Genomic DNA, 23,531 nt, shown 5'->3' with positions numbered 1-23,531 from the left:
TCACCCCCTTTCTGGATGGTTCGCCAGCTTCAGATCGACTGGCAGTAGGGCGTCCTTAACCTGATCACGGGCAATCCGGTTAATTGGCGTGGTGAAGAAAAAGTTATCGGAAAAAAATGATTGCGTGGCAAGCAGCGTGTTGAGATGGCCATCAAACATAAACGTGCATTTGTCGGCAAATTTAGCACAGAATTCCATGTCGTGGCTGGCAATCACAATGGTCATACCGGCTTGTTGGTACTGTTTTAGCAGGTTGCCCACCTGAATTTTGGTGTAGGGATCCAGTCCCTTGGTTGGCTCGTCCAGAACCAACAGATCAGGGGTCGCCATCAGTGCGATTGCTAATCCAACCAGCTGTTGTTGGCCGCCACTAATGTCAAATGGATTTTGTTTCTCAATACGGTTCAAATGAAATTGATTAATCATATGGTCAACTTGGGCCTTAGCGTCTGGCAACCGTAATTCAGCCGCCTGAACTTCCAGCTCCTCACGAACGGTATCGGCTGTAAATTGGAGACGGGGAGTTTGCGACAGAAATGCCAGTTTGGCCATTCGCTGGTTAATGGCCATTTTCCAAACTAACTGGTGGACGAAACGAATTTTGCCGTGCTGCGGCGTCATTAGTCCACAAATCAGCGTTAACAGGGTTGATTTGCCGGAGCCGTTTTTGCCGATAATTGCCAACCACGTACCGGGATTAATCGCCAGGTTCAGGTGATGGAGGACGTTATGTTGGCCGTCGAAGCTAAAGGAAATGTTATTGACGGTTAGAATTGGTTTTTCGGCTGGGGGTAATTGCGCAACCTTGCCGCCGGTCGTCACTGATTGAAATTGAAGATGGTGAGTCCGAATCGCCGACTGGGCATCGGCTACTGAAATCGGCAATTGGGAGGTTCGAATCTGTTGATCTAAGAAGAGCTTGGGAATTGACGGTACGAAATAGGTCAAGTGGGCATCAGTGGCCATTTTTGCCAAGCCGCTGTGGGGATCACCGTCAAAGGTCAGGTGGTGATCCTGCAGGAGAATCATCCGGTTGGCCATGGCTGCTACCGTGCTCAGCCGGTGTTCAGTCAACATAATTGTAATCCCTAATTCTTGATTAATCCGCCCTAAAACGGTGAGAAAATGCTGAGCGGTCAGCGGATCCAACTGGGACGTGGGTTCGTCCAGTAAAATTAATTTTGGGCGCAAGATGAGAACCGAAGCCAGGTTTACCAACTGAAGCTGGCCGCCGGATAATTGATGTATTTGGCGATCGAGGTTTTGATCCAAACCTAAGAAATTTGCCAGTTCGGTAATCCGGCGTTCGATTTCATTGCTGGGACAGCCAATATTTTCTAATGGGAAGGCCAGTTCTTCGATCACCGTTGCCATCACCGGCTGGGTTTGTGGATCTTGGGCCACATAGCCGACGGTTTGGGCACTCACCAACTTCGGCATGTCAGCAACCGGTGTTTCGGCAATTTGAACGTCACCAGTTCGGGCTCCTTTGGGCATGAGCTCCTTTTTCAAATGGTTAAGCAGGGTCGTCTTGCCACTGCCGGTATTACCGGCAATCACAATAAAATCGCCGGGGTCAATGGTGAAGTTGATGTCGTCCAGAACGGGGGTTGATTGATCGGGATAGGTGAACGTGAGATGGGTCACGGTAGCTAATTTTTGCATGAACGATAGACCCCCTCTGAGATTAATGGTAGTAAGAATAGGAGTGCCGTGACGACGATGGGCCAAGTATCGCCCAGCGTAAAAATGGTGGTGAAATTGGCGACTGAACGACTGGTGCCCATTGAAAGAATCCGGACGCCGATAGTTGCAACTAGCATGACGGTGGCAATCGTGATGAACAGCAGGTCACTAAACTGCCAGTGATACGAGCGGTAGTGGGTCCGCTTGGCGGCGCCAAATCCGCGGGCGTCCATTAAATTGGCGGTTTCCATCGCAGAAGACAGTGCGTCCTGCAGAAGAATTTCGAAGATGTGGAGCGTCTTTTGGGTGCGGGTCTTCAATGATCCATTAACCACGTCGACGTTGCGGGTTTTTTGCAGGCGCAAAATCCGTTTGAGACTATCGGTGAAGCTGGTGACCAGCGTAAACGAAATGGTGACCAGTATTGCCAGCCGGGGCGCAATCGGCGAGAACACGTAGATCAGCTTGCTGGGGGTCAGAACCGCGTTTAGGACTAAAAAAACAAACAGCATTGCGATCAGGACAATTGCCATCGCAATGCCGTACAGAAATGCCGGATACGAAAATTTGAACGTCAGAATGCCCCATTTGAAATGCCAAAGAATCGGCGGAAACTTTTGATTGAGGAGCGTATTGAAAAATAGAATCATTAATAGAAATGAAACGGCGTATTTCAGTTGGCGCGCCGTCTTTCGGCCGCCAAGGTAGTAGGTGGCCGTGATCGTGAGCGCGATGAACTCAGCCACCGCGACTGCCACGTGATTAAACAGCAGGAGGCAGACGATCAGCTCAGTAAAGTACAGCGTGAGCGCTACTGGATGAAGCTGCGAAAAAAACGTCATCTTGATTGGGGTGTGTGTCATGGAAAATCCCGACTTTCTAAGGGTTAGTAAGTCCTTCTAGCAGTATATCATCGTTGCCAAGGGTGGTAAACGACATATCTTGTGTGGTGGCTAGTATTATTTTGAGGCGTTTTTAAATGGTGAAATTTGCGAACTGATTTATCACCTTTTGGATATTATGTACAGCCTTTTTACACCATTTTTACACTAAATTTACCGTGACCTGCTAAGCTGTCATTTATACGGGTTCATCCGAACAAGCGAGGTGGTTAACACGTAAATAACTTTCTGAAAATCATTGAAAGCAAAAGCTGCAACATCCTTCAAGCAACATCCCGAGGCGGAAAAAGTCATCCGTGTCGGGGCTTTGCTTTGGTAAATTTTATAAGCATATTACTATCTCCCTGGTCGACAGTAGCGCTCTACTACTTAGTAGAGAGAAAATTGATAAGCTTCATAGAATTGACCAAGGAGGAATGTTTTATGCCAAAGACTTTGAAGAATTTATTTGCAAGAACCACTGAAAGAAAGAATCGCCGTTCAGGAACCTTGAAAGATGATTTGAATTCACGTCTTTTCTGGAATTCGGTATTGAAAGGCCAACAGAAGTAATCATGGTTAAATTAATAAGTTTTGCGTGACGATCCTCATCAGTTTTCGGACTGAATGGGGATTTTTTGTATGGTGGCTAATACCAAGTGCTAAGTGTATAATTTTTTGCGGTAAGTTGAATAAATAATTAAAAAAGCTCAAATCCTTTGAAATTGGACTTGAGCTCAAACAAAAAGACCAGTAGTCTGATGTTAACGAAAAAACACATTAGAAGCTGGTCTTTTATGGAATCTATTATAGCTGATATCGTAAAAATTATTAAGTCTGAAAATAATGTTATTGCCCGTGAAAAGGCATTAATGTGCTATTTCTTTGATCTGATTAGAGAATTGATGACAGCAGCACTAGAAGAAGTTGATGCTGGTCTAGTTGAAGAGACTAAAAAGCAAGGCTATCAGATCGAGAAGAAAAATAAGCGTTCAGTTGTGACTGCCTTTGGTGAAATCAGCTATTGGCGCAGAAGATATGCTTGTCCTGGCAAAAAGGCTAAATATCCACTGGATAAGCTGATGGGCTATGACAAATATAAGCGTTACAGTGTTTTGGCAGTGAAGGATATTTTGCAGGTTAGCGCCGTGGCCACTTACCGCAATACTGCTTTAGCTGTTAATACTCTCTCCTGTTTCAAGATTAGCCATAGTAAAGTTGGCAAGCTGATTGTGCAAACAGGCAAACAGATTAAAGCACAGCAGCAGTCTGCTGGAATACTGGCTTAGCAGTGAATTTGCAGGTGGACAGCTGAACATTGATGATCAAAAAGACCTGAAAGGAGCGGTTCGTGCCAGCCTAAGAAAGACGCATGAAGCTCATCTGGGCATTCATCACGGCGCCATTGAAAGCTTAACAGCAGGACATAGCTATTTAAACGATTTTAGCAGAAAAATAAATCAAATAAATATTTAAGAAATTAAGGTCAGACTAATGGTTAATAGCCTACCGCAAAAATATTGACACTTACTTATAATTGTTGTTATTTGCTCTTTTTCTGCGTAAATGCAATAATGAATTCGTTAGTTATAAGTAGTAAGTTTTGCTACTAAGGGGATTGAAGAATGACTAAGCATAAATTATTTAAGTTGGGAGCAGCTGCGGCACTCACTGTCACAGGTGTCTCTGCAATTACGTCGCTGAAAACGGCCCGTGCAGCCAATTTTACTGCGATTAAGAGGGTAAAGATTAATTATTTACCCGGTAAGGGCTTAAACATTTGGACTAATTATAATAAGGGTAAGTTTATGGGTTACCGTGCAAAGGACGGTACTATTTGGAACGTTGCCGAAACTGCTGTAGATAAGAAAGGTAACCTTTGGTATAAGGTAGGTACGCGTGAATGGATTGAAGCGCGTTACACTGTTGATGTCGGGATGGATACGCCGGCTTCTACCAATGCCAAAACTAAGAAGTCAACTGCTAAAAATGGCGTTAACAATGTGATTTCTTTGGGTACTGTAACTAAGAAGAGTACTAAGAAATCTAAGGCCACTAAAGCTAAAGCAGCTAAGGTGAAGAAGGCTAAGCAAATTGTTGATGCGGCAGTGAAAAAGACGAGCAAGAAGTCGACTACGAAGAAGGTTGCATCAACGCAGGCTCCAAGTAAGGCCGGTGCCATCGTTGCGTTAGCTAAGCAACAAGTAGGTAAGCCTTATGCTTGGGGCGCTAATGGTCCAGACAGCTTTGACTGTTCTAGCTTGGTGCAATATGTCTTTAAGAATGCAGCTGGCATGAACTTGCCTCGTACTACCTACGATCAAGTTAAGGTTGGTCAAACAGTTTACCAAAAGAGTCAGGCTAATGGTCAACCTGTTTCTGCGAACAATTTGCAAGTAGGAGACTTGTTGTTCTGGGGCTCAGAAAGCTCACCATATCACGTTGCTATTTACATTGGTAACAATCAATATGTCAACGCTGCAACGCCTGAACAAGGTACTATTTTGCAGACAATGACCAGTTACTTTGCACCGACGATTGTTAAACGAGTATTATAATAATGGCACAGCAACAAGTTCCTAATGAGCGGTCGGCTCATGGTCAATCTGATACTTCAATAGGACGTAAGGGCCAAGCAAGTGGCAGACACCAGAACTAAACCGACCATGATGAGTTCGCACATTATGTGTGGGCTTATTTTTTTGGAGAGAATAATGCAAAAAATCTCAGAAAGACTAAATGTATATCTTTCATTTACATAGACATTTCTATTTCAAATGACCTTTCTGTCTGAAAAATCTAAAAGTATAAGTATAATACTTGCCGATCTTTACCTTATACTTGTGAGTGGTGACCAACTTAGTCTTACCCGGTTGGTAAGTGATCGTCGTAGTGTAGCCGTCGCCATAAAAGGTCGTGCCAAAATTACGGACCTGCGTTGCGCGATAGCGTTTCTTAGTCGTCATATCGGTGATATAAATCTTAGGCGTTCCTGTGATTTTCTTCGTTGTGGAGAAAGACCAGGGCGTTTTTTTACCAACTAATTCATAAGGAAAGACGCGGCGAGATGGATAAACCATGGTGTCTACAACTGGATCGCGCAGAATATCATCGGCGAACCAGCCGTTTTGCACCGAATAGAGCACGTTGTTGCTGACGCCATTACCGTAAGCGGCACCGATGCCCATCCGAGTTGCACGAGCTGACAAAATCAAGGCCCGGTGGCCGATGTTGCCCTTGCCCGCGATGTTGTTGTCTTCGCGAATCAGGTCCGTGACAATATCACCCGCTGTAGCGCCGTTATTAGATTCCAAGAAGTTGACGTTGCCTAAAGTCGAGTTCTCAGCGGTGTTCCAGTCATCTTCATTGAAGTAAAACGGTCGCGTGTAACCCAATAGTCCGTGCACCTTCAAGTCCTTGGTCGCATTCACGGCAGCTAATGCAGCAACACCGATTTGGGCGTGCGTATTATCGTCGGCGTGGTTCAACTCCGCAGGCAAGCCTGCTAGTGAACGGTAATAATTGACGTAGTCCATCGTGTCAGGGATGTATGTCGGATTCAAAACCCCAGCTGAAAATGGCAAGCCAAAGTTTGGCTGCTGTTGATAAATGTTTTGTTTAGTATATTTAATCTTGCTTAAAGAGTAATACTGGCGCTGGAACTGCCGCAGCTTCAGTCTTAGAATATTTGGCAGCATGGACAGTCGTCGTATTGATGCCAAAAGCGGCAATGATTGCAGTCGCAGCGACCAGCAATTTATGTTTGATCTTCATTTTTCTTGATTCCCAGTCTAGCTAGACCAAATATTGTTTGAAGCGTCCTTGGTCGTCGGGGGCGATGTTGGCCTTGAGGTGCACGCCGTCATCTTCGTAGTCTTCGCTTAAGACTTGGGCGTTTTCGTGCAGGTAGGCCAGCTCTTTACCAGCAGAGAGCGGCAAGAGCAAGCTGAATTCTTCATAATTGGAGAAGACACGCTTGGTGATTAAATCGGCCAGCATCTTGATCGACTTCGGATCGATGGCTGAATAAAGAATGTCGTCACCTTCGATCTGTGGGTAGTTGCGGTCAGTCTTGTCGGCCTTGTTGTAGGCAGTGATCATCGGGATGCCCTTGACGCCGATTTCATCCAAAACATTTTGCGTAGTGCGAATCATTTGGACCATGTTCGGGTCGGAAGCGTCAACCACGTTGATTAAAAGATCGGCATCCTTGGTTTCTTGCAGGGTTGCCTTGAATGATTCAACTAAGTTGTGCGGCAATTTTGAGATAAAACCGACGGTATCAGACAAGATGAAGCTGAAGTTATCCTTGAGATCAATGCGGCGCACGCTAGTGTCCAGTGTGGCAAAGAGCATATTTTTGACAAAAACTTCCTTATTAGTACCTTCAGCTGAAAATTCCTTGAGCAGGCCATTCATCGTGGTCGACTTGCCGGCGTTGGTGTAGCCGACTAAGGCAACTTTAGGGATGCGGCTCTGGTTGCGGCAAGCTGACTTGATCTCTTCTTGGCTGGCAACAGCCTTGAGTTCCTTCTTGATGGCTGAAATTTGCTTGCCGATTGTCCGGCGGTTCATTTCCAGCTTACTTTCACCGGCACCACGGTTGGAGTAGCCACCACCACGCTGCTGGTCCAAGTTGTTTTCAGAAGGGTGCAGGCGTGGCAATTCGTATTGCAGGCGAGCAAGTTGAACTTGCAACTTGGCTTGCTTGGTACGGGCACGACTGGCGAAAATTTCAAGAATTAATTCGGTGCGGTCAATGACGCGCAATTTAGTCAATTTTTCCAAGTTGCGGATTTGTACCGGCGTTAATTCATCGTTTAAAACTAAAACTTTAGCCTTGAGGCCGTGAGCCATCGCCTTGATCTCGTTGATCTTGCCTAAACCAAAGTAGGTTCCAGCAACGATTGATTCGGCATTTTGGTAGCTTTGACCAACGACTTCCATGTTGTTAGCTTCGGTTAAGTTGGCTAGTTCTGTCATGTAGTAGTCGAAGTTGGGGTCGTTCAAGTTGACGCCAGCTATGTAAGCTTTTATTTTTTTAGGTTGATTATCGATCATAAGTCCACCTCGTTATCTAGTTTGTGTATATCTATATTGTATTACAGTTAGTTATAATAAGGAAAAAAGGTGAATGAAGGATCGACTAGAAAAAAAGGTTTGCTAGATGGTACACTAATCACGTAACAGTAGTAGAATCCATAGATTCACGAAAAATAACACAAAAAAATCGTTACTCTAAACCGGAAAATGAGAGTAGCGATTTTTCTATTTCATTATTTTTTTACCAGTAATTATTTAAAAAAATAGAAATTACAAATATGTTCCATAGATGTTTTGCTTGTATCAACTCAACAGTTTTAAATTAAAGCTTATTAAATCGATTAGAATTCTAAAAAAGCAGCAAAACACCGCCATTATTCACCGAAAAATATGCCAAATTCCCCATTATTTTGATTTGTAACCCTTTTCCACCTAGTAAAAACGCAGTTTATGAGTATATAATAGAAGGGATTTGTAAGATTATAAAAGGGGACAAACATGACAGATAATAATGATCAAAGTCAAAAACCGATGCATCATCATCACCGTCACCACCATCATCGCCATCACCACCGCAAGTTTTGGCGAGGATTTTGGATTGTAATTGGTGTGATTATTGTCATCGGACTTTTTGTTTGTGGTTACATTTATAAGAATTTGCGTGATACCACACAAAACATGTATACGCCTGTTGCTAAACAAACCAAGAGTAATAAGGGACGTAATTTAGATACGCTATTAAATGAAAAGAAGCCAATCAATATTTTGCTTCTTGGTACAGATACCGGGGCTATGGGACGTCATTGGAAAGGTAGAACTGATACCATGATGATGATGACCATTAATCCAAAGAAGAATAGCACGACTATTATTTCTATTCCACGTGACTCTAATGCAATCTTCCCAGATTACCCAGAATATGGGGTAACGAAGATGAACTCAGCTTACACTTTGGGTGGGGTAGCTGAGACTGTAAAAACTCTTGATAAATATTACAGCGTGCCAATTGACGGCTACATCATGATTAACATGGGCGGCTTGAAGAAGGCAATCGATCAAGTCGGTGGTATAGATGTAACTTCACCACTTACGTTCAATAATATGGGCTACCACTTCGAAGAAGGCAAGACTTATCATATGAATGGTAAAAAAGCATTAGCCTTTGCTCAACTTCGTCACGGAGATCCGCGTCAAGACTACGGTCGTCAAGATCGTGATCGCCGCGTAATTATGGCGCTTCTTAAGAAGGCTGTTTCACCAACAACATTGTTGAATTCTAAGTTCTTGAATTCAATTTCTGATGAAATGCAGACTGACTTGACCATGAATCAAATGTACAAGATTGGTATGGATTACCGCAAGGCCACTGATAACTTGAGCCAAGACCATGCTCAAGGTGTAAGTAAGCAAACTATGAATCCTAAGTTTGGCTTGATGGAAATCGAAGTCGTAAGTAAGGAAGAAAGACAAAGAGTATCTGATAAGATTAGGGATGCTCTCGAATTGCCAAAGACTAAGGTAGCTGCTAATAAAGCAAGTTACGTTATGAATCATAATTAAAGGAAAGACAGATGGAACAAGAACAAAAGCAAACTGATAATACAATTGATCTTACTCAATTGCTTCAACTTTGTCGCAGACATATCTGGGCATTGATTCTTTGGAGTATTGGATTAGCATTAGTAGGTTGGGGAATTGCTAACTTTGTCATTTCACCCAAGTATACTTCTAGTGCACAAATCTTAGTTAACCAAAAATCCAATAAGAATGATCCTAATACAGCATATATAACCCAACAAGCTAACATGCAGTTAGTTAATACCTATAAAGATATTGTAACTAGTCATGTAATCTTGCAGGATGCTTCTGATCGTTTGGCTAACCCGGTTAGAGTGGTTAAGAAGGCTAAGCCAGCTAAGTATAGAACCAATGCTGACGGAAGAAGAGTCTTAGTGAGAAAGGCTCAACCAGCAGTGATTGAACGTGACGGTAAGTCTTACAGCGTTTCAGCTGCACAATTAGCTAAGAATATTTCTGTTAATACGCAACAACAATCACAGATATTCTCAGTTTCTGCTACGGCTGATACTCCTGAAAAGGCTAAGGCTGAAGCTAATGCAGTTGCTAGATCATTCAGAGATCAAATTCCTAATATCATGAATATCGATAACGTTACGATCGTTGCACCAGCTACTAATGGTGTTCAATCATCACCTAACGTTAAGATGTTTACTTTAGCAGGATTTGTTATTGGCTTAGTATTAACCTTTGCAATGATCTTAATTCGTGAAATGACTAATACCACTGTTCGTGATGATACTTACTTAACTCAAGATTTGGGTTTGACCAACTTAGGATATGTATCTCACTTCCATGTATCTTCATCATTTAAGTTGATTAAGAAGAATAATAATAAGCCAGCTGCTAAGCGTGAACAACGCAAGAGACGCAGAGTATAGGAGGTAACTGATGTCACTTTTTAAGAAAAAACGTGGTACAGATGAAACCATTAAAAAGGGTGCTAAGTTAATTACTGTTGCTGATCCTAAGAGTCCAGTAACTGAACAGTTCCGTACCATTCGTACCAACATTAACTTCATGGCAGTTGACCATAATATCAAATCTGTTGCTTTTACTTCTGCTAATATCAGTGAAGGTAAGTCAACCGTTGCAGCTAACGTTGCTGTAACCTATGCTCAAGCGGGCCGTAAGGTATTGTTGATTGATGCCGACTTACGTCGTCCTACTGTTCACAGAACATTTAACTTAAGCAATCATGTAGGATTAAGTACAGTTATCTCTTCTACTGCAAAAGAAGTAGATCTAGATGAAGTAGTCCAAGAAAGTGGGATCGATGATTTAGCCATTTTAACCGCTGGTCCTACACCACCTAACCCATCAGAATTGATTGGATCTAAGAGAATGCAAGACTTCATCAGCTTAGTTGAAGATCACTATGACATGGTAATCATCGACTTGGCACCAGTGCTTGAAGTATCTGATACGCAAGAATTAGCTCGTCGCTTAGACGGTATTATCTTAGTAGTACGTCAAGGAAAAACACAAAAGGCTGCTATTAAACGTGCTGTTGAAATACTTAACTTCTCTAAGGCCAAGGTATTAGGCTTCATTATGAACGATATTAGTTCTGATAATGCCGGCTACGGTTATGGCTATGGCTATGGTTATGGTTATGGATATGGCTACGGTTACGGCGAAGAAGATAAAAAGAAAAAAGGTTTCTTTTCAAGACGTAAGAAATAATGGTTTTAGTTGATATTCACTGTCATATCTTGCCAGGCGTTGATGATGGTGCCAAGGATTGGCAAACGTCAATTAAGTTAGCTAGAGAAGCAGTTGCCGATGGTGTAACTCATGCAGTTTGCACTCCGCACATGCTTAATGGCAAGTATATCAATCATAAGAAAGACGTTATTCGTTTAACAGAAAACTTTCAGGATATGTTAGACGATGCCAAGATTCCGTTAACGGTGTTTCCTGGGCAAGAGGTCAGAATTTCTGGAGACTTGCCTAAGGCATTAGATGATGACGATATTCTTTTCTTAGATGAAGATGGACAATACATGCTCTTGGAATTTCCAAGTGACGATGTACCAGCTTATACGCGAGATATGGTCTTTGAATTAATGCAGCGCGGGATTACACCAATTGTGGTTCACCCAGAGCGTAACAAAAAGATTCTGGAAGAGCCAACTATCTTGCAAGAATTAATTGAGCAGGGATGCTTAGTGCAAATTACTGCTAGTTCTTACATGGGAACTTTTGGCAAGAAAATTGAAGAAATGTCACGCAAGTTTATCGAAACAGGCCAATGTGCCTGCTTCGCTTCGGATGCGCACGATTTGCCAAAAAGGCAATACCAATATAGTGAAGCATTAAAAAAGCTAAGCAAGGAGTTCGGGAGTGATCTTGCTCAGCAGTATCAAGATAATGCTCGTGCATTTGTAAATGGGGACAATGTGCAGCTAGATTGGCAGCCACTTGGCAAAAAGAAAAAATTCTGGCTATTTTAATCTGCAAATCTGCAGATTTATGCCATTAGCTGAATATTTGTGCTATATTGACTAAAAAGAGTGTTTATTTTAAAGAGAAGTACTAAAATATATGACATTGAGGGTAAGAGGAAAAATGATGGTAATGGAGAAACTAAAAGTTAATCCGGCCAAAGTGCATGGGCGGTACGTTTATCACGCAGTGAAAAGATTGTTTGACATTGTTGCTAGTGCGGTCGGATTGATTCTACTGTCTCCATTATTTTTATTTTTAATAATAAAAATAAGACATGAAGACGGTGGACCATCATTCTATTCACAAGAGAGAATTGGTAAAGATGAAAAACCATTTAAGATGTGGAAGTTTCGTTCAATGGTTGTCAATGCAGATCAAATGATTGATCAACTGGAAGATCAGAACGAAATTAATGGTGCGGTTTTCAAGATAAAGGATGATCCAAGAATAACTAAGATTGGGCATACTATTAGAAAGCACAGTCTTGATGAATTGCCACAATTATGGAATGTCCTAATCGGTGATATGTCACTAGTTGGACCACGCCCGCCTCTACCATCAGAAGTAGAAGAGTATACCGATTATGACAAGCAGAGATTGCTTGTCATGCCAGGTTGTACAGGATTGTGGCAAGTTACTAAGCGTAACGAAGCTGACTTTGATGAAATGGTTTGGCTTGATATTGTATATATCAATCATTCCGGAATATTGGAAGATTTGAAGTTGATTATTAAGACTATTGGGGTGGTTATTCATCCTAATGGAGCGTATTAAGGAGTACATCTTTTATGAAAGTTTGTTTAGTTGGGTCTAGTGGTGGACACTTAACGCATTTATACATGTTAAAACCTTTCTGGCAAAATAAAGATCGGTTTTGGGTAACTTTTGACAAGGAGGATGCTCGAAGCAAACTTAAAGGTGAGAAGATGTATGGATGTCATTATCCTACTAATCGTAATCTGAAGAATCTAATTAAAAATACTTTCTTAGCTATTAAAGTACTCCGTAAAGAACGTCCTGATGTTATTATTTCAAGTGGAGCTGCAGTAGCAGTTCCATTTTTTTATATCGGCAAACTAATGGGAGCAAAAACAATTTATATTGAAGTATTTGATCGTTATGATAAGCCAACTTTAACTGGCAAATTAGTATATCCTATTACTGATCGTTTTATTGTTGAATGGGAAGAAATGAAAAAAGTTTATCCTAAGGCAATTAATCTAGGTAGTATTTTTTAGTTAGGTGATTTAATGATATTTGTTACAGTTGGTACACATGAACAACCATTCAATCGATTAGTTAAAAAAGTCGATGAGTTAGTTGCTAATGGCGATATTAAAGAAAAGGTTATCGTTCAGACTGGATTCAGTACCTATGTACCCCAGAATTGTGAAGCTCATAAAATGATGTCATTTGATGATATGCAAGCAGCTTTAAAAAAAGCTAGGATTGTAATTACGCATGGTGGTCCATCTAGTTTCATTGAAGCTCTGCAATTTGGAAAGGTCCCTATTGTAGTATCAAGACAAGAAAAGTTTCATGAGCATGTTAATAATCATCAAGTTGAATTTACAGAATTAATAGCTAAACGGATGAATAATATTATTCCTGTCTATGATATCGATGATTTAAAGAAAACGATTGATAATTATGATGAAATTGCTAAAACAAAAAATGCTGGTGAAAGCAGTAATAATAAACAATTTAATGAGAAATTAGGGAATATCGTAACTGATTTATTAAAGCAGTGAATACTATAATGAGCAAACTAAAACAACAAATCAAAAATCAAATTAATTCGGGTAAGTTACCTCGTACTCAAAAGTTATTTAATAAAGTTGAAAACTACAAAGTGGTTTCGTTTGATATTTTTGATACTTTATTAAAAAGAAGAGTTAATAAACCTGAAGATGTATTTCAATTAATGCAATTAGATATAGGAAAAGAAGTGCCTAATTTTAAAGATAGACGAATTAATGCAGAAAGAAAGGCACGATTTTCTAGTAATCCTAAGGAAATAACACTGGATGATATTTACAATAACTTCTTTGGTTTGAGTAACCAACAAAGAGATTATTGTAAAAAAATAGAATTAAAGTATGAAAAAGAAGTGTTAGTCCCAAATCGACCTATAGTAGATTTATTCAACGAATGCATAAGAAGTGGGAAAAAAGTTTTTATTATTTCTGATATGTATTTACCACTATCATTTGTTGAAAATATTCTAAATGACTTAAATATTAAGGGTTATACTAAATTATATCTTTCAAGTGATAAGCACTTAACTAAGCGCTCGGGATTATTATTTGATTTGTATTTAAAAGAAAATAACTTAGATGGAAAAAATTGTATCCATATTGGAGATTCATGGAAATCCGATTATAAGAATCCTAAGTCTAGAAATATTTCTGCAATTCATATTCCAAAAGTTAATAATAATTCATCCAAGAAGCATTTAGGTGAGCAATATTTAGATAATTTTATTTATTTGAATGAAGTTAATGAGAATATGCCTGATCCATATTATAAATTTGGATATGAAAAATTCGGTCCGTTCTTATGGGGATATGTTAAATGGCTTCATTTAAATTTTAAAAAAGAAAATATTAAAAAAGTGTTTTTCTTTTCTCGTGATGGATATATTATGAAAAAAGCTTATGATCTTTTATATCATGATGATATAAAAGATATGTATCTTGAAGTATCAAGAAGAAGCTTGAGAGTTCCAGTCTTATGGTTGAATTCCAATTTTGAGAATTATATTAATATGATTTCTCCATCGAAACTTATTACTATTCAATCGATTTTTGATGGAGCAGGTTTAGATATCAATAACTATAAACAATTATTAATAAAATATAATTTTACTGAAAAAAGTAATTTTGATAGAGATGAGATATTAGAAAATAGTCAACTTAAGGAATTATATACTGAACTTCTACCAGAAATATTAAAAAAGTCAAAGTCAGAGTATAAATTATTACAACAATACTTAAATCAACAAGGTGTAAGTGGGAAATTTGCTATAGTAGATATTGGTTGGGGTGGTAGTATGGAAAGATATCTAACACAAACGTTAAACACTTTACAAATTCCACATGATATCTATGGTTATTATATTGGCGTTGCAGATTATTATAAAAAAAATATAAAGGAATTTCCTTTAAAAATGAAAGGATATCTTTTTGATTTTAAGAATGATAGTAATGCTATAGATAAACGAAGTAGTTTTGTAGGGTTGTTTGAATCTTTGTTTTTGGAGCAGGCTGGCTCTGTTGAAAATTATAAACGTGAAAGTAATGGCAAAGTAGTGTCAAACAGATATCCATATGAATATCTTGATAATAATAAACCTACTTTTGAATTAATAAGTGTCAAAAAAATTCAAAAAGGAGCCATCGATTTCATTAAAGATGTTCAACGTGATTTTGTTCTATCAAATGTACTGAAATTTGATTCTGATGAACTGTATCAAGGAATAGAACAAACAGGGATGCAACCTAATAAGGAAGATCTTAATTTATTTGCTAACTTTCATTTTTATGATGAAGGCAGAGACGATAGGCTAGCTGCACCTGCCGGATTATTCTCTTATATAGAACATCCTAAAAAACTAAAAGAAGATTTTCTAGTTTCTCGATGGAAAATAGGATTTATGAAAAAGATGCTTAAATTACCATTACCTTATCAAAAAATGTATGAACAAATGCGTAAGTTAAAGTGATTAGTATGAAAAAAAGAATTCTAGTAATAGGATTAACAGAGAGAATGGGTGGAGTAGAGACATTCATTTATAACACCACTCGTTTTTCTGATAAAAACAAATACAAATATGATTTTTTAGTACACGGAACAGATCACACTGTTTTTCAAAAAGAAATTACAGATTTCTATAATGATGGAGAAGATCATTTCTTTTTCGTCCCTAGTATAAAAAAGCATCCAGTGTCTTCTTTAAGAGCTTTGTCAAGATTCTATAAGAATAATGCTTCGAAATATGATTATATTCATTTGGAAACTGGTGCTACTTCAGAAATAATGTATGTTTATCCATTTATCAAAAAATATAGTTTGAAGGTTATAACACACAGTCACAATGGTAATGGATATACTCCAGTTGTTAATGCTATATTTAGGCCATTGGTTAATAAGGCTTCTTTAAAAGAATTATCTTGCTCAGATGAGGCCACGAATTGGTTATTTGGTGAAAAAAGACAAAAAAGTGTCATCACTGTAAATAATGGAATAGATGTAGAAAGATTTACTTTTAATGCTCAGGCTAGAAAAGAAATTAGAAATAAGTACCATATTTCAGATGATGCTCTAGTTATTGGACATATTGGCAGATTTTCGGAGCAAAAGAATCATAAATTTATTTTAAAAGTATTTAAACAAGTGTTGAATCAAAGACCAGATGCCATCCTTATGTTGGTGGGAACAGGTGAACTTAAAGATGAAATTAAAAAGCAAATAAGCAACCTTAATTTGCAGCAAAAGGTAATCTTGTGTGGTTTACAAGCTAGAACTGAGGACTTCTATAGTGCATTTGATATATTTTTGATGCCATCTTTGTATGAAGGACTACCTGTGGTGGGAGTAGAAGCACAATGCGAAGGGCTACCTTGCTTCTTTTCAAATAATATTTCAAAAGAAATTAAGATTACCGATCTTAGTTTTTTTATTTCTTTAGATGAATCACCAGTTGAGTGGAGTAAGAAGATATTAGCTCAAACATTAACTGATCGAAAAAAATATCCTGCAATCGTGGATAAAGAGAATTTTTCAATTAAATCTACTGTGAAAGAATTAGAGTCAATATATGGAGTCAGATAAAGTCAAAATCAGCGTTATAGTGCCAGTTTATAACGTTGAACATTATTTAAGTAGATGTGTGAAAAGCATTATTTCGCAAACATATAGTAATTTAGAGATTATTTTAGTAGATGATGGATCTACAGATAAAAGTGGCAAATTATGTGAGGGATTTAAAGATACTAGAATAAAAGTCATACATAAGAAAAACGAAGGTTTAGGAAAAGCACGAAATACAGGAATAAAGTATGCTACTGGTAAATATATTATGTTTGTTGACAGTGATGATTACGTTGACAGAACAATGGTAGCAAATTTGTATAATTCTTTAAGAAAAAATAATGCAGATACCTGTATTGGAGGATTTAAAAGAGTTTTTTCAAATAAGACTGAGGTATATAAAAATAAATATTCTAATCAGACTTTTTATGGTAAAGAAGTATTAACAAATGTTTTAGTAAAAATGTTTGGAAAAAGTTCAAAAAAAGATGATCATATAGAAATGTCTGCTTGGAAAGTTTTGTTTAATAGTGATATTATAAAGAAATATAATATTTTATTTCCGTCAGAAAGAAAATTTATAAGTGAAGATATTATATTTGATACCGAATATTTTCCTAGAGCACATGTTGTAACAATGAGTGATGATATTGGTTACAATTATTGTGATAATGATAATTCTTTAACGACAAAATATAATCCCACTAGATTTAATTTGCAAAAATTATTGTTTAAAGAATTAGTTAAAAGAAGTAAAAATTTGGGTATTTTTGACTTATCATATCAAAGGATATTAGATACATTTATTGCAAATGTAAGGTATTGTGTAAAATTAGATCAAAAGTATCTATCAAGAAAAGATGCTAAATCCAAAATATTAAGTATCTGTCAGGATAATACTGTTCAAGTAGCGTTAGAAAAGCATCGAGTTAATGATGGTATTAAATCGAATTTTGTTAATTTTTTGGTAATGAAGAAAAAAGTTAATTTTTTATTACTAATAATGCAATTAAAAAATAAATTGGGAGTATAAATGATACCAAAAGTAATTAATTATGTTTGGGTTGGTGGAAAAGAACTGCCTTCATCCACGAAGATGGTGATTAATACTTGGCGAAGAAATTTACCAGATTATAAAATTATTCAATGGAATGAAAAAAATTTACCAATCAACCAATTAAAAAAAGATAATAAATTTTTTAGAAAATGTTGTGAGTACAAGCTATATGCATTTATGTCCGATTATTTAAGATTATGGATACTTTTTAATTATGGGGGAATATATTTAGATACGGATGTAGAAGTTCTAAAAAAATTTGATCCACTATTAAAAAATGAAGGCTTTATTGGTTTTGAAGCTGGGGATAAAAAAATTGGTGAGTATATTGGTTCAGGAATTATAGGAGCACAAAAAGGTAATGAGACAATAAAGAAATTGCTGGATTTCTATAAAGAGGAAATTTGGAATAGTCAAGAATATGTGAATACTATAATCTATAAAAAAATATATTTAAGGGACAATAATATTTTTAAGAATATGACAATATATCCAAGAAATTATTTTGCCCCCTATTCACCTTGTGAAACTCAGGCCACTATTAATCATGTAGTAGAAAATAAGGATTCTTATACAATACATTGGTTTAATGCAAATTGGAATCTTTCACGCAAAGGATATATTTTTATAACTACAAAATATATTAATAATCCTATTTTAAAGGCATTAATAAAAGTTAAAAGATATTTAGGATATAAAAAATGAACTTTTTTAAGGAACAAATAAAGAAAATGGTTTTTAAGGAAAAGTATTATTCTTCTGAATCTTATATAAATTTCCTAAGAAAAAAAGGTGCAACTATAGGACATAACTGTACTATATACTATCCCAGAAATACAATTATTGATTATCAAAATACCTTTATGATTAATATTGGTAATAATGTAAAAATAGCTGATGGGGTTAGAATTTTAACACATGATTTTTCTTTATCAGTTATTGCTAATACATATGATGAAATTATCGGAAGTGTTAGAAAAGTAACTATAGGTAATAATGTATTTATTGGTATGAATGCAACTATATTGGCCGGAACTGTTATAGAAGATAACGTAATAATTGGAGCCGGAGCAGTAGTATCTGGAAAATGTAAAAATAATTCTGTCTATGCTGGTAATCCAGCCAAAAAAATAGGGTCAATTGACGAATTATATAAAAAAAGAAAAAATAAGGAAATTGAAAATGCAAAGGAATTAGCTCGAACTTATTATATAAAAACTGGTAAGATTCCTACGAGTGATGTGTTACGTGAGTATTCTATGCTCTTTTTAGATAAAAGTCAGAAAATCCCAGGTAATTTAAGAAAAATAATGATTGCAGCAGGAGCTTTAGAAAATATTCAAGAGAATATTAGCAAGAAAAACATACCATTTAAAGATATTAATGATTTTATTGAACATTGTAATCTGAAATAGAAGGAAGATAGTAAACGATGAAAGTAAAAATAGATTCAAGAATATTCGCTATATTTTTCTTCATTCTGATTGAAACAATGTATGGATTCGAATTAACGTTTATTAGAATTCCAAATGATATATATACTGTCCTTTTATATGCTAGTGTATTTTGTTTTTTATGTGCAATTTCTATGACTAAATGGACAGTTTCAGAAGCCACACGTGCTATCTGTATGTTAGTAATCGCTTTAGCTGTATATATTTCTTCAAAAGAATCATTATATTTTCTTTTGATGTTTGCAGGGATAATTATGCATTGCATAAATTATAAAGATGCCTTGATTACAATTTTCATTACACGATTATTTATTTTATTTTGGATCATTTTATTATCTTTGTTTAATGTAATACCTATAAATGAAATGAGTGTTTCTAAAGGCGTATCGGGATTTGCAGTAGGATACGGTTTAGGCTTTATACATCCAAATGATTTAGCTCAAGCTATTTTTATTTTGTGTATTATTTATTTGTGTATTAGAAGAAATAAAATAGATATAAAGGATAAGATACTTTTCTTTTTAGTAACGGTAATTAATTATTCAATTACAAAGTCTAGAACTATTTTTATTATTTCTATTTTTATTTTGTTCATTTTGATAATAAATAATTTTAATCTTGGAAATAAAATGCTAATTTATAGTGCTATTCCTATTTACATAGTAGCCGTTTTGATATCCTTGGTTATTCCCTATTTATATAATGAATCAACGGGAATTTTAAGAAATATTGCATTTATTGCTAATGGTATATTAAGTGGTAGATTTTCAAACGCTAGTATGTTGTTTCAAAATTTTCCAGTAACTCTCTTTGGCAAAATAGTAAATACTGATATATTGCAATCTATTTATGGATACGATGTAATTGATAATGGATATGTGTTTTTACTATTTAATTATGGAATTATTGGTAGTCTAACAATTCTAATCTTATACTTTTATGTAATAAAGAAATTAATTAAAAGAAAAGAAATAGTTTACCTTATTATGGTATTGGCATTTTTGTTACTTGGAACGATGGAAAATGTAATTAGATCAGTAGCTGTTAATTTCACTATGATTTTTTGGTATGAATTTATTAGGGACTCAAAAAATAATATAGGACTATGAAAAAAAAATCTATAGGAGTAAATGCTTTTTTAAATAGCATAAGAAACATACTAAATATAATCTTTCCGCTAATTACATTTCCTTATGTATCTAGAGTTTTACAAGTAAATGGTATAGGAAAGTATAATTTCTCTCAGTCAGTAATTAGTTACTTTGTTTTGATAGCTGAACTTGGAATAATGCCATACGCTATTAGAGAAGGAGCACGATATAGAGATAATCAGGAACAAATAAACAATTTTTGTTCTCAAATATTCTCTATAAATATCATATCTACAGTTATTGCTTATATTCTTCTATTTTTTTGCCTTTTTTTATTTAAAAATTTAAAAAATTATATATTATGTATTTTTATTTTTAGTCTTCAGATATTTTTTACTACCCTGGGAACAGAATGGATATATTCTATTTATGAAGATTATGCTTATATAACCTTTAGGAGTATCTTATTTCAAATAATTTCTATAATACTTTTGTTTATATTTGTTAGAAATAAAGGCGATTATTTAAATTATGCATTAATTACAGTTTTTTCTTCGGTTGGAGCCAATCTTTTAAACTTCTTTAATGCAAGAAAATATTGCGTAATAAGGTTTACAACGCACATAGAATGGAATAAGCATTTAAAACCAATTTTGTTAATATTTGCTTCTTTAGTAACAGCAACGATATATATCAATTCTGATATTACTCTGTTAGGCATTATAAAGAACGATTACATTGTTGGACTGTATAGTGTCTCGTCAAAAATTTATTCCATAATAAAAACTTTATTAACATCGGTTTATATTGTGGCTGTCCCCAGACTATCTTTATATTTAGGTAAGGGCAAAAAGGATAATTATTTACAACTATTATCAAGTATTACGATTAATTTGCTATTACTCATTTTGCCAGCAATGATTGGCTTATTCATGCTTAGTAGAAATATATTATTAATTTTATCAGGTAAATCATATCTTGCGGGTACCACTTCTTTACAGATACTTTGTTTTGCATTAATTTTTGCTATGCTGTCAGGGGATTTATATGAATGTGTGTTAATTCCCTCGAGGCGAGAAAAATATATATTGATTGGTGCTACTGTTAGTTCAACAGTTAATTTGATCTTAAATATTATTTTAATACCATTATGGGGGCAGAATGCTGCAGCATTATCTACGGTAGTTGCTGAATTTATTACTTGTTTAATTGATGGGTATTTCTCCAAGGATTTAATAAGTAACATAGTCAAATCAAAAAAGTTATTTAAAAATATTATTCAATCATTAATTGGATGCATAGGAATAATAGTTATGTGTATATTATGTGATGCATATATTAATCCTCTAGTCTTGAAAACTATTTTTTCCGTTCTTTTCTCAGTAATAATATATGTAATTATCTTATTAATTGAGAAAAATGAAGTAGTAATGTATCTATTTGGAAAGTTAAAAAATAAGTTTTAATTATATAACTTCTTATTTCGTAATGTTTTTATAGATATTATGGAAAAGATGATGGGATAATTTTTTTAAGGAATATCTTCATAATAAGAAATTTAGAATATTGGTAGCAATAAGGCCGAGCAATCAAAAAATATTAGTTCATCTTTTATAAGACAAATCGGAACAAAAGAAATATAACAATTCTATTGAAACCTAAGATTGGTTATGGCATATATCGATCATAATGAAGAACAAGCCGCTACTATAGGAGACAATGTCTATATAGGTCCAAGTGTATGCGTAGTGGAAGATGTTAAAATAGGCAATAATGTTACTATCGGCGTTGGTAATGTGGTGACTAAAGATATTCCTGATAATGCAACGGCTGTAAGAAATTATGCTCGCGTTTTAAACTATCGAAATTCAGGTAGATATATTGGTAATAAGTGGGAAACAAAGTAGATTCTTATAAATATGATCTAAGCCATAATCTTGGCTCTTTGTCAAATCCTGTTGATAGAGAGTAAATGAATAGAATCAGGCAGTCATTAAAAGGCTGTTTGGTTCTTTTTCTTTGTACAAATCTTCTTCCAAACGAATTCTGGTTAAGAGATTGGTAAAATTGAAATAGCCAAAAGCTGTTCGTTCGATTTGTTTGATTTTGCAATTGAAGCCTTCAAGACAGCCGTTAGAATAAGGCAGAGCTGCTCCGTTAAGCACAGCTGTTAGATTATGCTTAAAGGTTAATAGTGTTTTGTGCATTAAAGTTCCAATTTGATCTTGGCAGTTGATTAACGATTTGAGCTCATGCGTATTGCCAGTTTCAACGGCTTGAATAAAGCTTTGCATCAGGTTATATGAATTCTCTAAAGTAGTGCTGGTGTTAATGCCTTCTGTAACTGCTTGTGCTTGAGTTAAGCAGTCTTTGTAATGCCAGTTGTAGCGAGGATGAACTTTTTCAAGCTCATCAAACTTCTTCAAGTATAATTTCCAGGGAGATTTGAGCAGCTGATACTGTCTGGATCTTTTATCAAAGGTCTTCATGACTTGGACTCTCAGTGAGTTGAAAGAACGCGTAAGCATTTGAATCATATGAAAACGATCGATGACAATCTGAGCGTTAGGAAAACAAGCTCTGACGATATCTTGATAGTAAAAATTAAGATCCATCGTGACCGTCTTAACGTTAGCTCTAGCTTGGGGCGAGAAACGACCAAAATACTTAAGCAGCGTCTTCTTGTAGCGAGTTCTAAGAATCTGAACGACCTGATGATTATCGCCATCCAAGCAGATAAAGTGCAGCTGGCGGTCGACTCCTTTGAACTCATCAAAAGCTAGATGAGCTGGCAAATATTCGTAGCTGTCAATAAATCGGTGTGAACAGTTGCCCAGCACTCTCTGGACGGTATTGATCGAAACATTGTTTTCGCTGGCAATGCTGGTCATAGATCGGTCTTCAGTTAAAGCTGATAATACTTTAAGCTTGGAAGCATTAGAAATAGAACAGTATTTGTTTACTAATTCAGATTGAGCCATGGACCAGTGATCACAATCGCGACATTTAACTCGTTGCTTAGCCAATCTGATAATGACAGGCAAACTTGCATTAGCTGTTGGATAGCGAATGTTGGTAATCAAATGGCCATTGTGTAAAAGATCCAAAGAGCCGCAGAAAGGACAAGCAGGCTGAATTAATTCAGCTTCATAGATTTTGTGCTTTTTCATCTGGACCATTTTGTAGAAATAGTCTTTGAAAACAATATTTTTTTCTTTAATATCAAGATCAAATTTAGTACAATTATTAAAAGAGGACATAGAAACACACCTTTATTTATAAAATATTTAGTAGGATAGATTTTTTATTTCCTCCTTTTTAATGCAATAAAAAACCTGTTAACAGCTTATCATATAGATAAGTCATCAACAGGAAAAATTATAGAGCCGTAAATCCTGGTGTAGGATTGGCAGCTGAAAAGGGAATGGATATATAAGGAAATTTTAAATTATTATGAGGGACAGCATTTTTTAAATTC

At 36.1% G+C, this 23,531-nt stretch carries 21 protein-coding genes and 2 pseudogenes; 18 read left to right on the top strand and 5 right to left on the bottom strand.

Annotated elements, in window-relative coordinates; all coding sequences use genetic code 11:
• A complete protein-coding gene (locus AADV52_RS06890) occupies positions 1 to 1,665 on the bottom strand; it encodes an ABC transporter ATP-binding protein (RefSeq protein ID WP_014919415.1) in 1,665 nt (554 codons plus the stop codon).
• Positions 1,653 to 2,549 (bottom strand): energy-coupling factor transporter transmembrane component T, encoded by an 897-nt coding sequence (locus AADV52_RS06885; RefSeq protein WP_014919414.1) that lies wholly within the window; start codon positions 2,547 to 2,549, stop codon positions 1,653 to 1,655. The genes AADV52_RS06890 and AADV52_RS06885 overlap by 13 nt, the downstream gene beginning before the upstream one ends.
• Positions 2,550 to 3,011: 462 nt before the next feature.
• On the opposite strand from AADV52_RS06885, the gene AADV52_RS06880 reads away from it, so the two are divergent.
• The 3 genes and pseudogenes from AADV52_RS06880 (at position 3,012) to AADV52_RS06870 (ending at position 5,125) form a co-directional block, all read left to right on the top strand.
• Positions 3,012 to 3,140, top strand: a complete 129-nt coding sequence (locus tag AADV52_RS06880) for a hypothetical protein (protein WP_013854969.1) — start codon at positions 3,012 to 3,014, stop codon at positions 3,138 to 3,140.
• Positions 3,141 to 3,364: 224 nt separating this feature from the next.
• Positions 3,365 to 4,043, top strand: a pseudogene (locus tag AADV52_RS06875) (UPF0236 family transposase-like protein).
• 149 nt (positions 4,044 to 4,192) lie between these two features.
• A complete protein-coding gene (locus tag AADV52_RS06870) occupies positions 4,193 to 5,125 on the top strand; it encodes a C40 family peptidase (RefSeq protein ID WP_014919411.1) in 933 nt (310 codons plus the stop codon).
• 210 nt (positions 5,126 to 5,335) lie between these two features.
• Here AADV52_RS06870 and AADV52_RS06865 read toward each other — a convergent pair.
• Positions 5,336 to 6,341, bottom strand: a pseudogene (locus tag AADV52_RS06865) (CAP domain-containing protein).
• 21 nt (positions 6,342 to 6,362) lie between these two features.
• Entirely contained in the window at positions 6,363 to 7,628 is a 1,266-nt protein-coding gene (gene hflX, locus AADV52_RS06860; RefSeq protein WP_014919408.1) for a GTPase HflX, read from the bottom strand.
• A 480-nt stretch (positions 7,629 to 8,108) separates the two neighbouring features.
• Between hflX and AADV52_RS06855 the strand changes: the two genes are divergently transcribed.
• From AADV52_RS06855 to AADV52_RS06785, 15 genes are all read left to right on the top strand, one after another.
• Positions 8,109 to 9,170, top strand: a complete 1,062-nt coding sequence (locus AADV52_RS06855) for an LCP family protein (protein ID WP_012212250.1) — start codon at positions 8,109 to 8,111, stop codon at positions 9,168 to 9,170.
• Between the two features lie 11 nt (positions 9,171 to 9,181).
• Positions 9,182 to 10,069 carry a YveK family protein gene (locus AADV52_RS06850; protein ID WP_014919407.1) on the top strand — a complete coding sequence of 296 codons (888 nt, stop codon included), beginning with the start codon at positions 9,182 to 9,184 and terminating at the stop codon, positions 10,067 to 10,069.
• 10 nt (positions 10,070 to 10,079) lie between these two features.
• Positions 10,080 to 10,874 (top strand): CpsD/CapB family tyrosine-protein kinase, encoded by a 795-nt coding sequence (locus AADV52_RS06845; protein WP_014919406.1) that lies wholly within the window; start codon positions 10,080 to 10,082, stop codon positions 10,872 to 10,874.
• On the top strand, positions 10,874 to 11,644 hold the full coding sequence (locus AADV52_RS06840; protein WP_014919405.1) for a tyrosine-protein phosphatase: 771 nt from the start codon (positions 10,874 to 10,876) through the stop codon (positions 11,642 to 11,644). Before AADV52_RS06845 ends, AADV52_RS06840 begins: the two co-directional genes overlap by 1 nt.
• A gap of 118 nt (positions 11,645 to 11,762) precedes the next feature.
• Entirely contained in the window at positions 11,763 to 12,413 is a 651-nt protein-coding gene (locus tag AADV52_RS06835; protein ID WP_014919404.1) for a sugar transferase, read from the top strand.
• Positions 12,414 to 12,427: 14 nt separating this feature from the next.
• Positions 12,428 to 12,877 (top strand): PssD/Cps14F family polysaccharide biosynthesis glycosyltransferase, encoded by a 450-nt coding sequence (gene pssD, locus AADV52_RS06830; RefSeq protein WP_014919403.1) that lies wholly within the window; start codon positions 12,428 to 12,430, stop codon positions 12,875 to 12,877.
• A gap of 12 nt (positions 12,878 to 12,889) precedes the next feature.
• Complete coding sequence (locus tag AADV52_RS06825; RefSeq protein WP_014919402.1) at positions 12,890 to 13,390, top strand: glycosyltransferase; 501 nt, start codon at positions 12,890 to 12,892, stop codon at positions 13,388 to 13,390.
• A gap of 8 nt (positions 13,391 to 13,398) precedes the next feature.
• On the top strand, positions 13,399 to 15,363 hold the full coding sequence (locus AADV52_RS06820; protein WP_107775361.1) for an HAD family hydrolase: 1,965 nt from the start codon (positions 13,399 to 13,401) through the stop codon (positions 15,361 to 15,363).
• Positions 15,364 to 15,368: 5 nt separating this feature from the next.
• Positions 15,369 to 16,472, top strand: coding sequence for a glycosyltransferase (locus AADV52_RS06815; RefSeq protein WP_041808829.1), 1,104 nt, complete (start codon positions 15,369 to 15,371; stop codon positions 16,470 to 16,472).
• Positions 16,459 to 17,484: a glycosyltransferase family 2 protein gene (locus AADV52_RS06810; RefSeq protein ID WP_014919400.1), complete on the top strand. Its 1,026-nt coding sequence runs from the start codon at positions 16,459 to 16,461 to the stop codon at positions 17,482 to 17,484. The genes AADV52_RS06815 and AADV52_RS06810 overlap by 14 nt, the downstream gene beginning before the upstream one ends.
• On the top strand, positions 17,485 to 18,213 hold the full coding sequence (locus AADV52_RS06805; RefSeq protein ID WP_107775360.1) for a glycosyltransferase family 32 protein: 729 nt from the start codon (positions 17,485 to 17,487) through the stop codon (positions 18,211 to 18,213).
• Positions 18,210 to 18,923: an acyltransferase gene (locus tag AADV52_RS06800; protein ID WP_107775359.1), complete on the top strand. Its 714-nt coding sequence runs from the start codon at positions 18,210 to 18,212 to the stop codon at positions 18,921 to 18,923. Before AADV52_RS06805 ends, AADV52_RS06800 begins: the two co-directional genes overlap by 4 nt.
• A gap of 17 nt (positions 18,924 to 18,940) precedes the next feature.
• Positions 18,941 to 20,071 carry a hypothetical protein gene (locus tag AADV52_RS06795; protein ID WP_014919396.1) on the top strand — a complete coding sequence of 377 codons (1,131 nt, stop codon included), beginning with the start codon at positions 18,941 to 18,943 and terminating at the stop codon, positions 20,069 to 20,071.
• Positions 20,068 to 21,519, top strand: coding sequence for a flippase (locus AADV52_RS06790; protein ID WP_014919395.1), 1,452 nt, complete (start codon positions 20,068 to 20,070; stop codon positions 21,517 to 21,519). Before AADV52_RS06795 ends, AADV52_RS06790 begins: the two co-directional genes overlap by 4 nt.
• A gap of 204 nt (positions 21,520 to 21,723) precedes the next feature.
• On the top strand, positions 21,724 to 21,960 hold the full coding sequence (locus AADV52_RS06785; protein ID WP_014919394.1) for a transferase: 237 nt from the start codon (positions 21,724 to 21,726) through the stop codon (positions 21,958 to 21,960).
• A 75-nt stretch (positions 21,961 to 22,035) separates the two neighbouring features.
• Here the strand turns inward: AADV52_RS06785 and AADV52_RS06780 are convergent, their stop codons facing one another.
• Positions 22,036 to 23,313 carry an ISL3 family transposase gene (locus AADV52_RS06780; RefSeq protein WP_108468181.1) on the bottom strand — a complete coding sequence of 426 codons (1,278 nt, stop codon included), beginning with the start codon at positions 23,311 to 23,313 and terminating at the stop codon, positions 22,036 to 22,038.
• Positions 23,314 to 23,531 lie beyond the last annotated feature (218 nt).

Origin of the sequence: Lactobacillus helveticus (assembly GCF_046109915.1) — a bacterium.
GTDB classification, from domain to species: Bacteria; Bacillota; Bacilli; order Lactobacillales; family Lactobacillaceae; genus Lactobacillus; species Lactobacillus helveticus.
This window is presented reverse-complemented; position numbering and strand designations above follow the sequence as displayed.

Bases quoted from the DNA above. Each gene is read 5' to 3' on its own strand.
- AADV52_RS06890 (WP_014919415.1), bottom strand. From the start codon at position 1,665: ATGCAAAAATTAGCTACCGTGACCCATCTCACGTTCACCTATCCCGAT.
- AADV52_RS06885 (WP_014919414.1), bottom strand. From the start codon at position 2,549: ATGACACACACCCCAATCAAGATGACGTTTTTTTCGCAGCTTCATCCA.
- AADV52_RS06880 (WP_013854969.1), top strand. From the start codon at position 3,012: ATGCCAAAGACTTTGAAGAATTTATTTGCAAGAACCACTGAAAGAAAG.
- AADV52_RS06870 (WP_014919411.1), top strand. From the start codon at position 4,193: ATGACTAAGCATAAATTATTTAAGTTGGGAGCAGCTGCGGCACTCACT.
- hflX (WP_014919408.1), bottom strand. From the start codon at position 7,628: ATGATCGATAATCAACCTAAAAAAATAAAAGCTTACATAGCTGGCGTC.
- AADV52_RS06855 (WP_012212250.1), top strand. From the start codon at position 8,109: ATGACAGATAATAATGATCAAAGTCAAAAACCGATGCATCATCATCAC.
- AADV52_RS06850 (WP_014919407.1), top strand. From the start codon at position 9,182: ATGGAACAAGAACAAAAGCAAACTGATAATACAATTGATCTTACTCAA.
- AADV52_RS06845 (WP_014919406.1), top strand. From the start codon at position 10,080: ATGTCACTTTTTAAGAAAAAACGTGGTACAGATGAAACCATTAAAAAG.
- AADV52_RS06840 (WP_014919405.1), top strand. From the start codon at position 10,874: ATGGTTTTAGTTGATATTCACTGTCATATCTTGCCAGGCGTTGATGAT.
- AADV52_RS06835 (WP_014919404.1), top strand. From the start codon at position 11,763: ATGGTAATGGAGAAACTAAAAGTTAATCCGGCCAAAGTGCATGGGCGG.
- pssD (WP_014919403.1), top strand. From the start codon at position 12,428: ATGAAAGTTTGTTTAGTTGGGTCTAGTGGTGGACACTTAACGCATTTA.
- AADV52_RS06825 (WP_014919402.1), top strand. From the start codon at position 12,890: ATGATATTTGTTACAGTTGGTACACATGAACAACCATTCAATCGATTA.
- AADV52_RS06820 (WP_107775361.1), top strand. From the start codon at position 13,399: ATGAGCAAACTAAAACAACAAATCAAAAATCAAATTAATTCGGGTAAG.
- AADV52_RS06815 (WP_041808829.1), top strand. From the start codon at position 15,369: ATGAAAAAAAGAATTCTAGTAATAGGATTAACAGAGAGAATGGGTGGA.
- AADV52_RS06810 (WP_014919400.1), top strand. From the start codon at position 16,459: ATGGAGTCAGATAAAGTCAAAATCAGCGTTATAGTGCCAGTTTATAAC.
- AADV52_RS06805 (WP_107775360.1), top strand. From the start codon at position 17,485: ATGATACCAAAAGTAATTAATTATGTTTGGGTTGGTGGAAAAGAACTG.
- AADV52_RS06800 (WP_107775359.1), top strand. From the start codon at position 18,210: ATGAACTTTTTTAAGGAACAAATAAAGAAAATGGTTTTTAAGGAAAAG.
- AADV52_RS06795 (WP_014919396.1), top strand. From the start codon at position 18,941: ATGAAAGTAAAAATAGATTCAAGAATATTCGCTATATTTTTCTTCATT.
- AADV52_RS06790 (WP_014919395.1), top strand. From the start codon at position 20,068: ATGAAAAAAAAATCTATAGGAGTAAATGCTTTTTTAAATAGCATAAGA.
- AADV52_RS06785 (WP_014919394.1), top strand. From the start codon at position 21,724: ATGGCATATATCGATCATAATGAAGAACAAGCCGCTACTATAGGAGAC.
- AADV52_RS06780 (WP_108468181.1), bottom strand. From the start codon at position 23,313: ATGTCCTCTTTTAATAATTGTACTAAATTTGATCTTGATATTAAAGAA.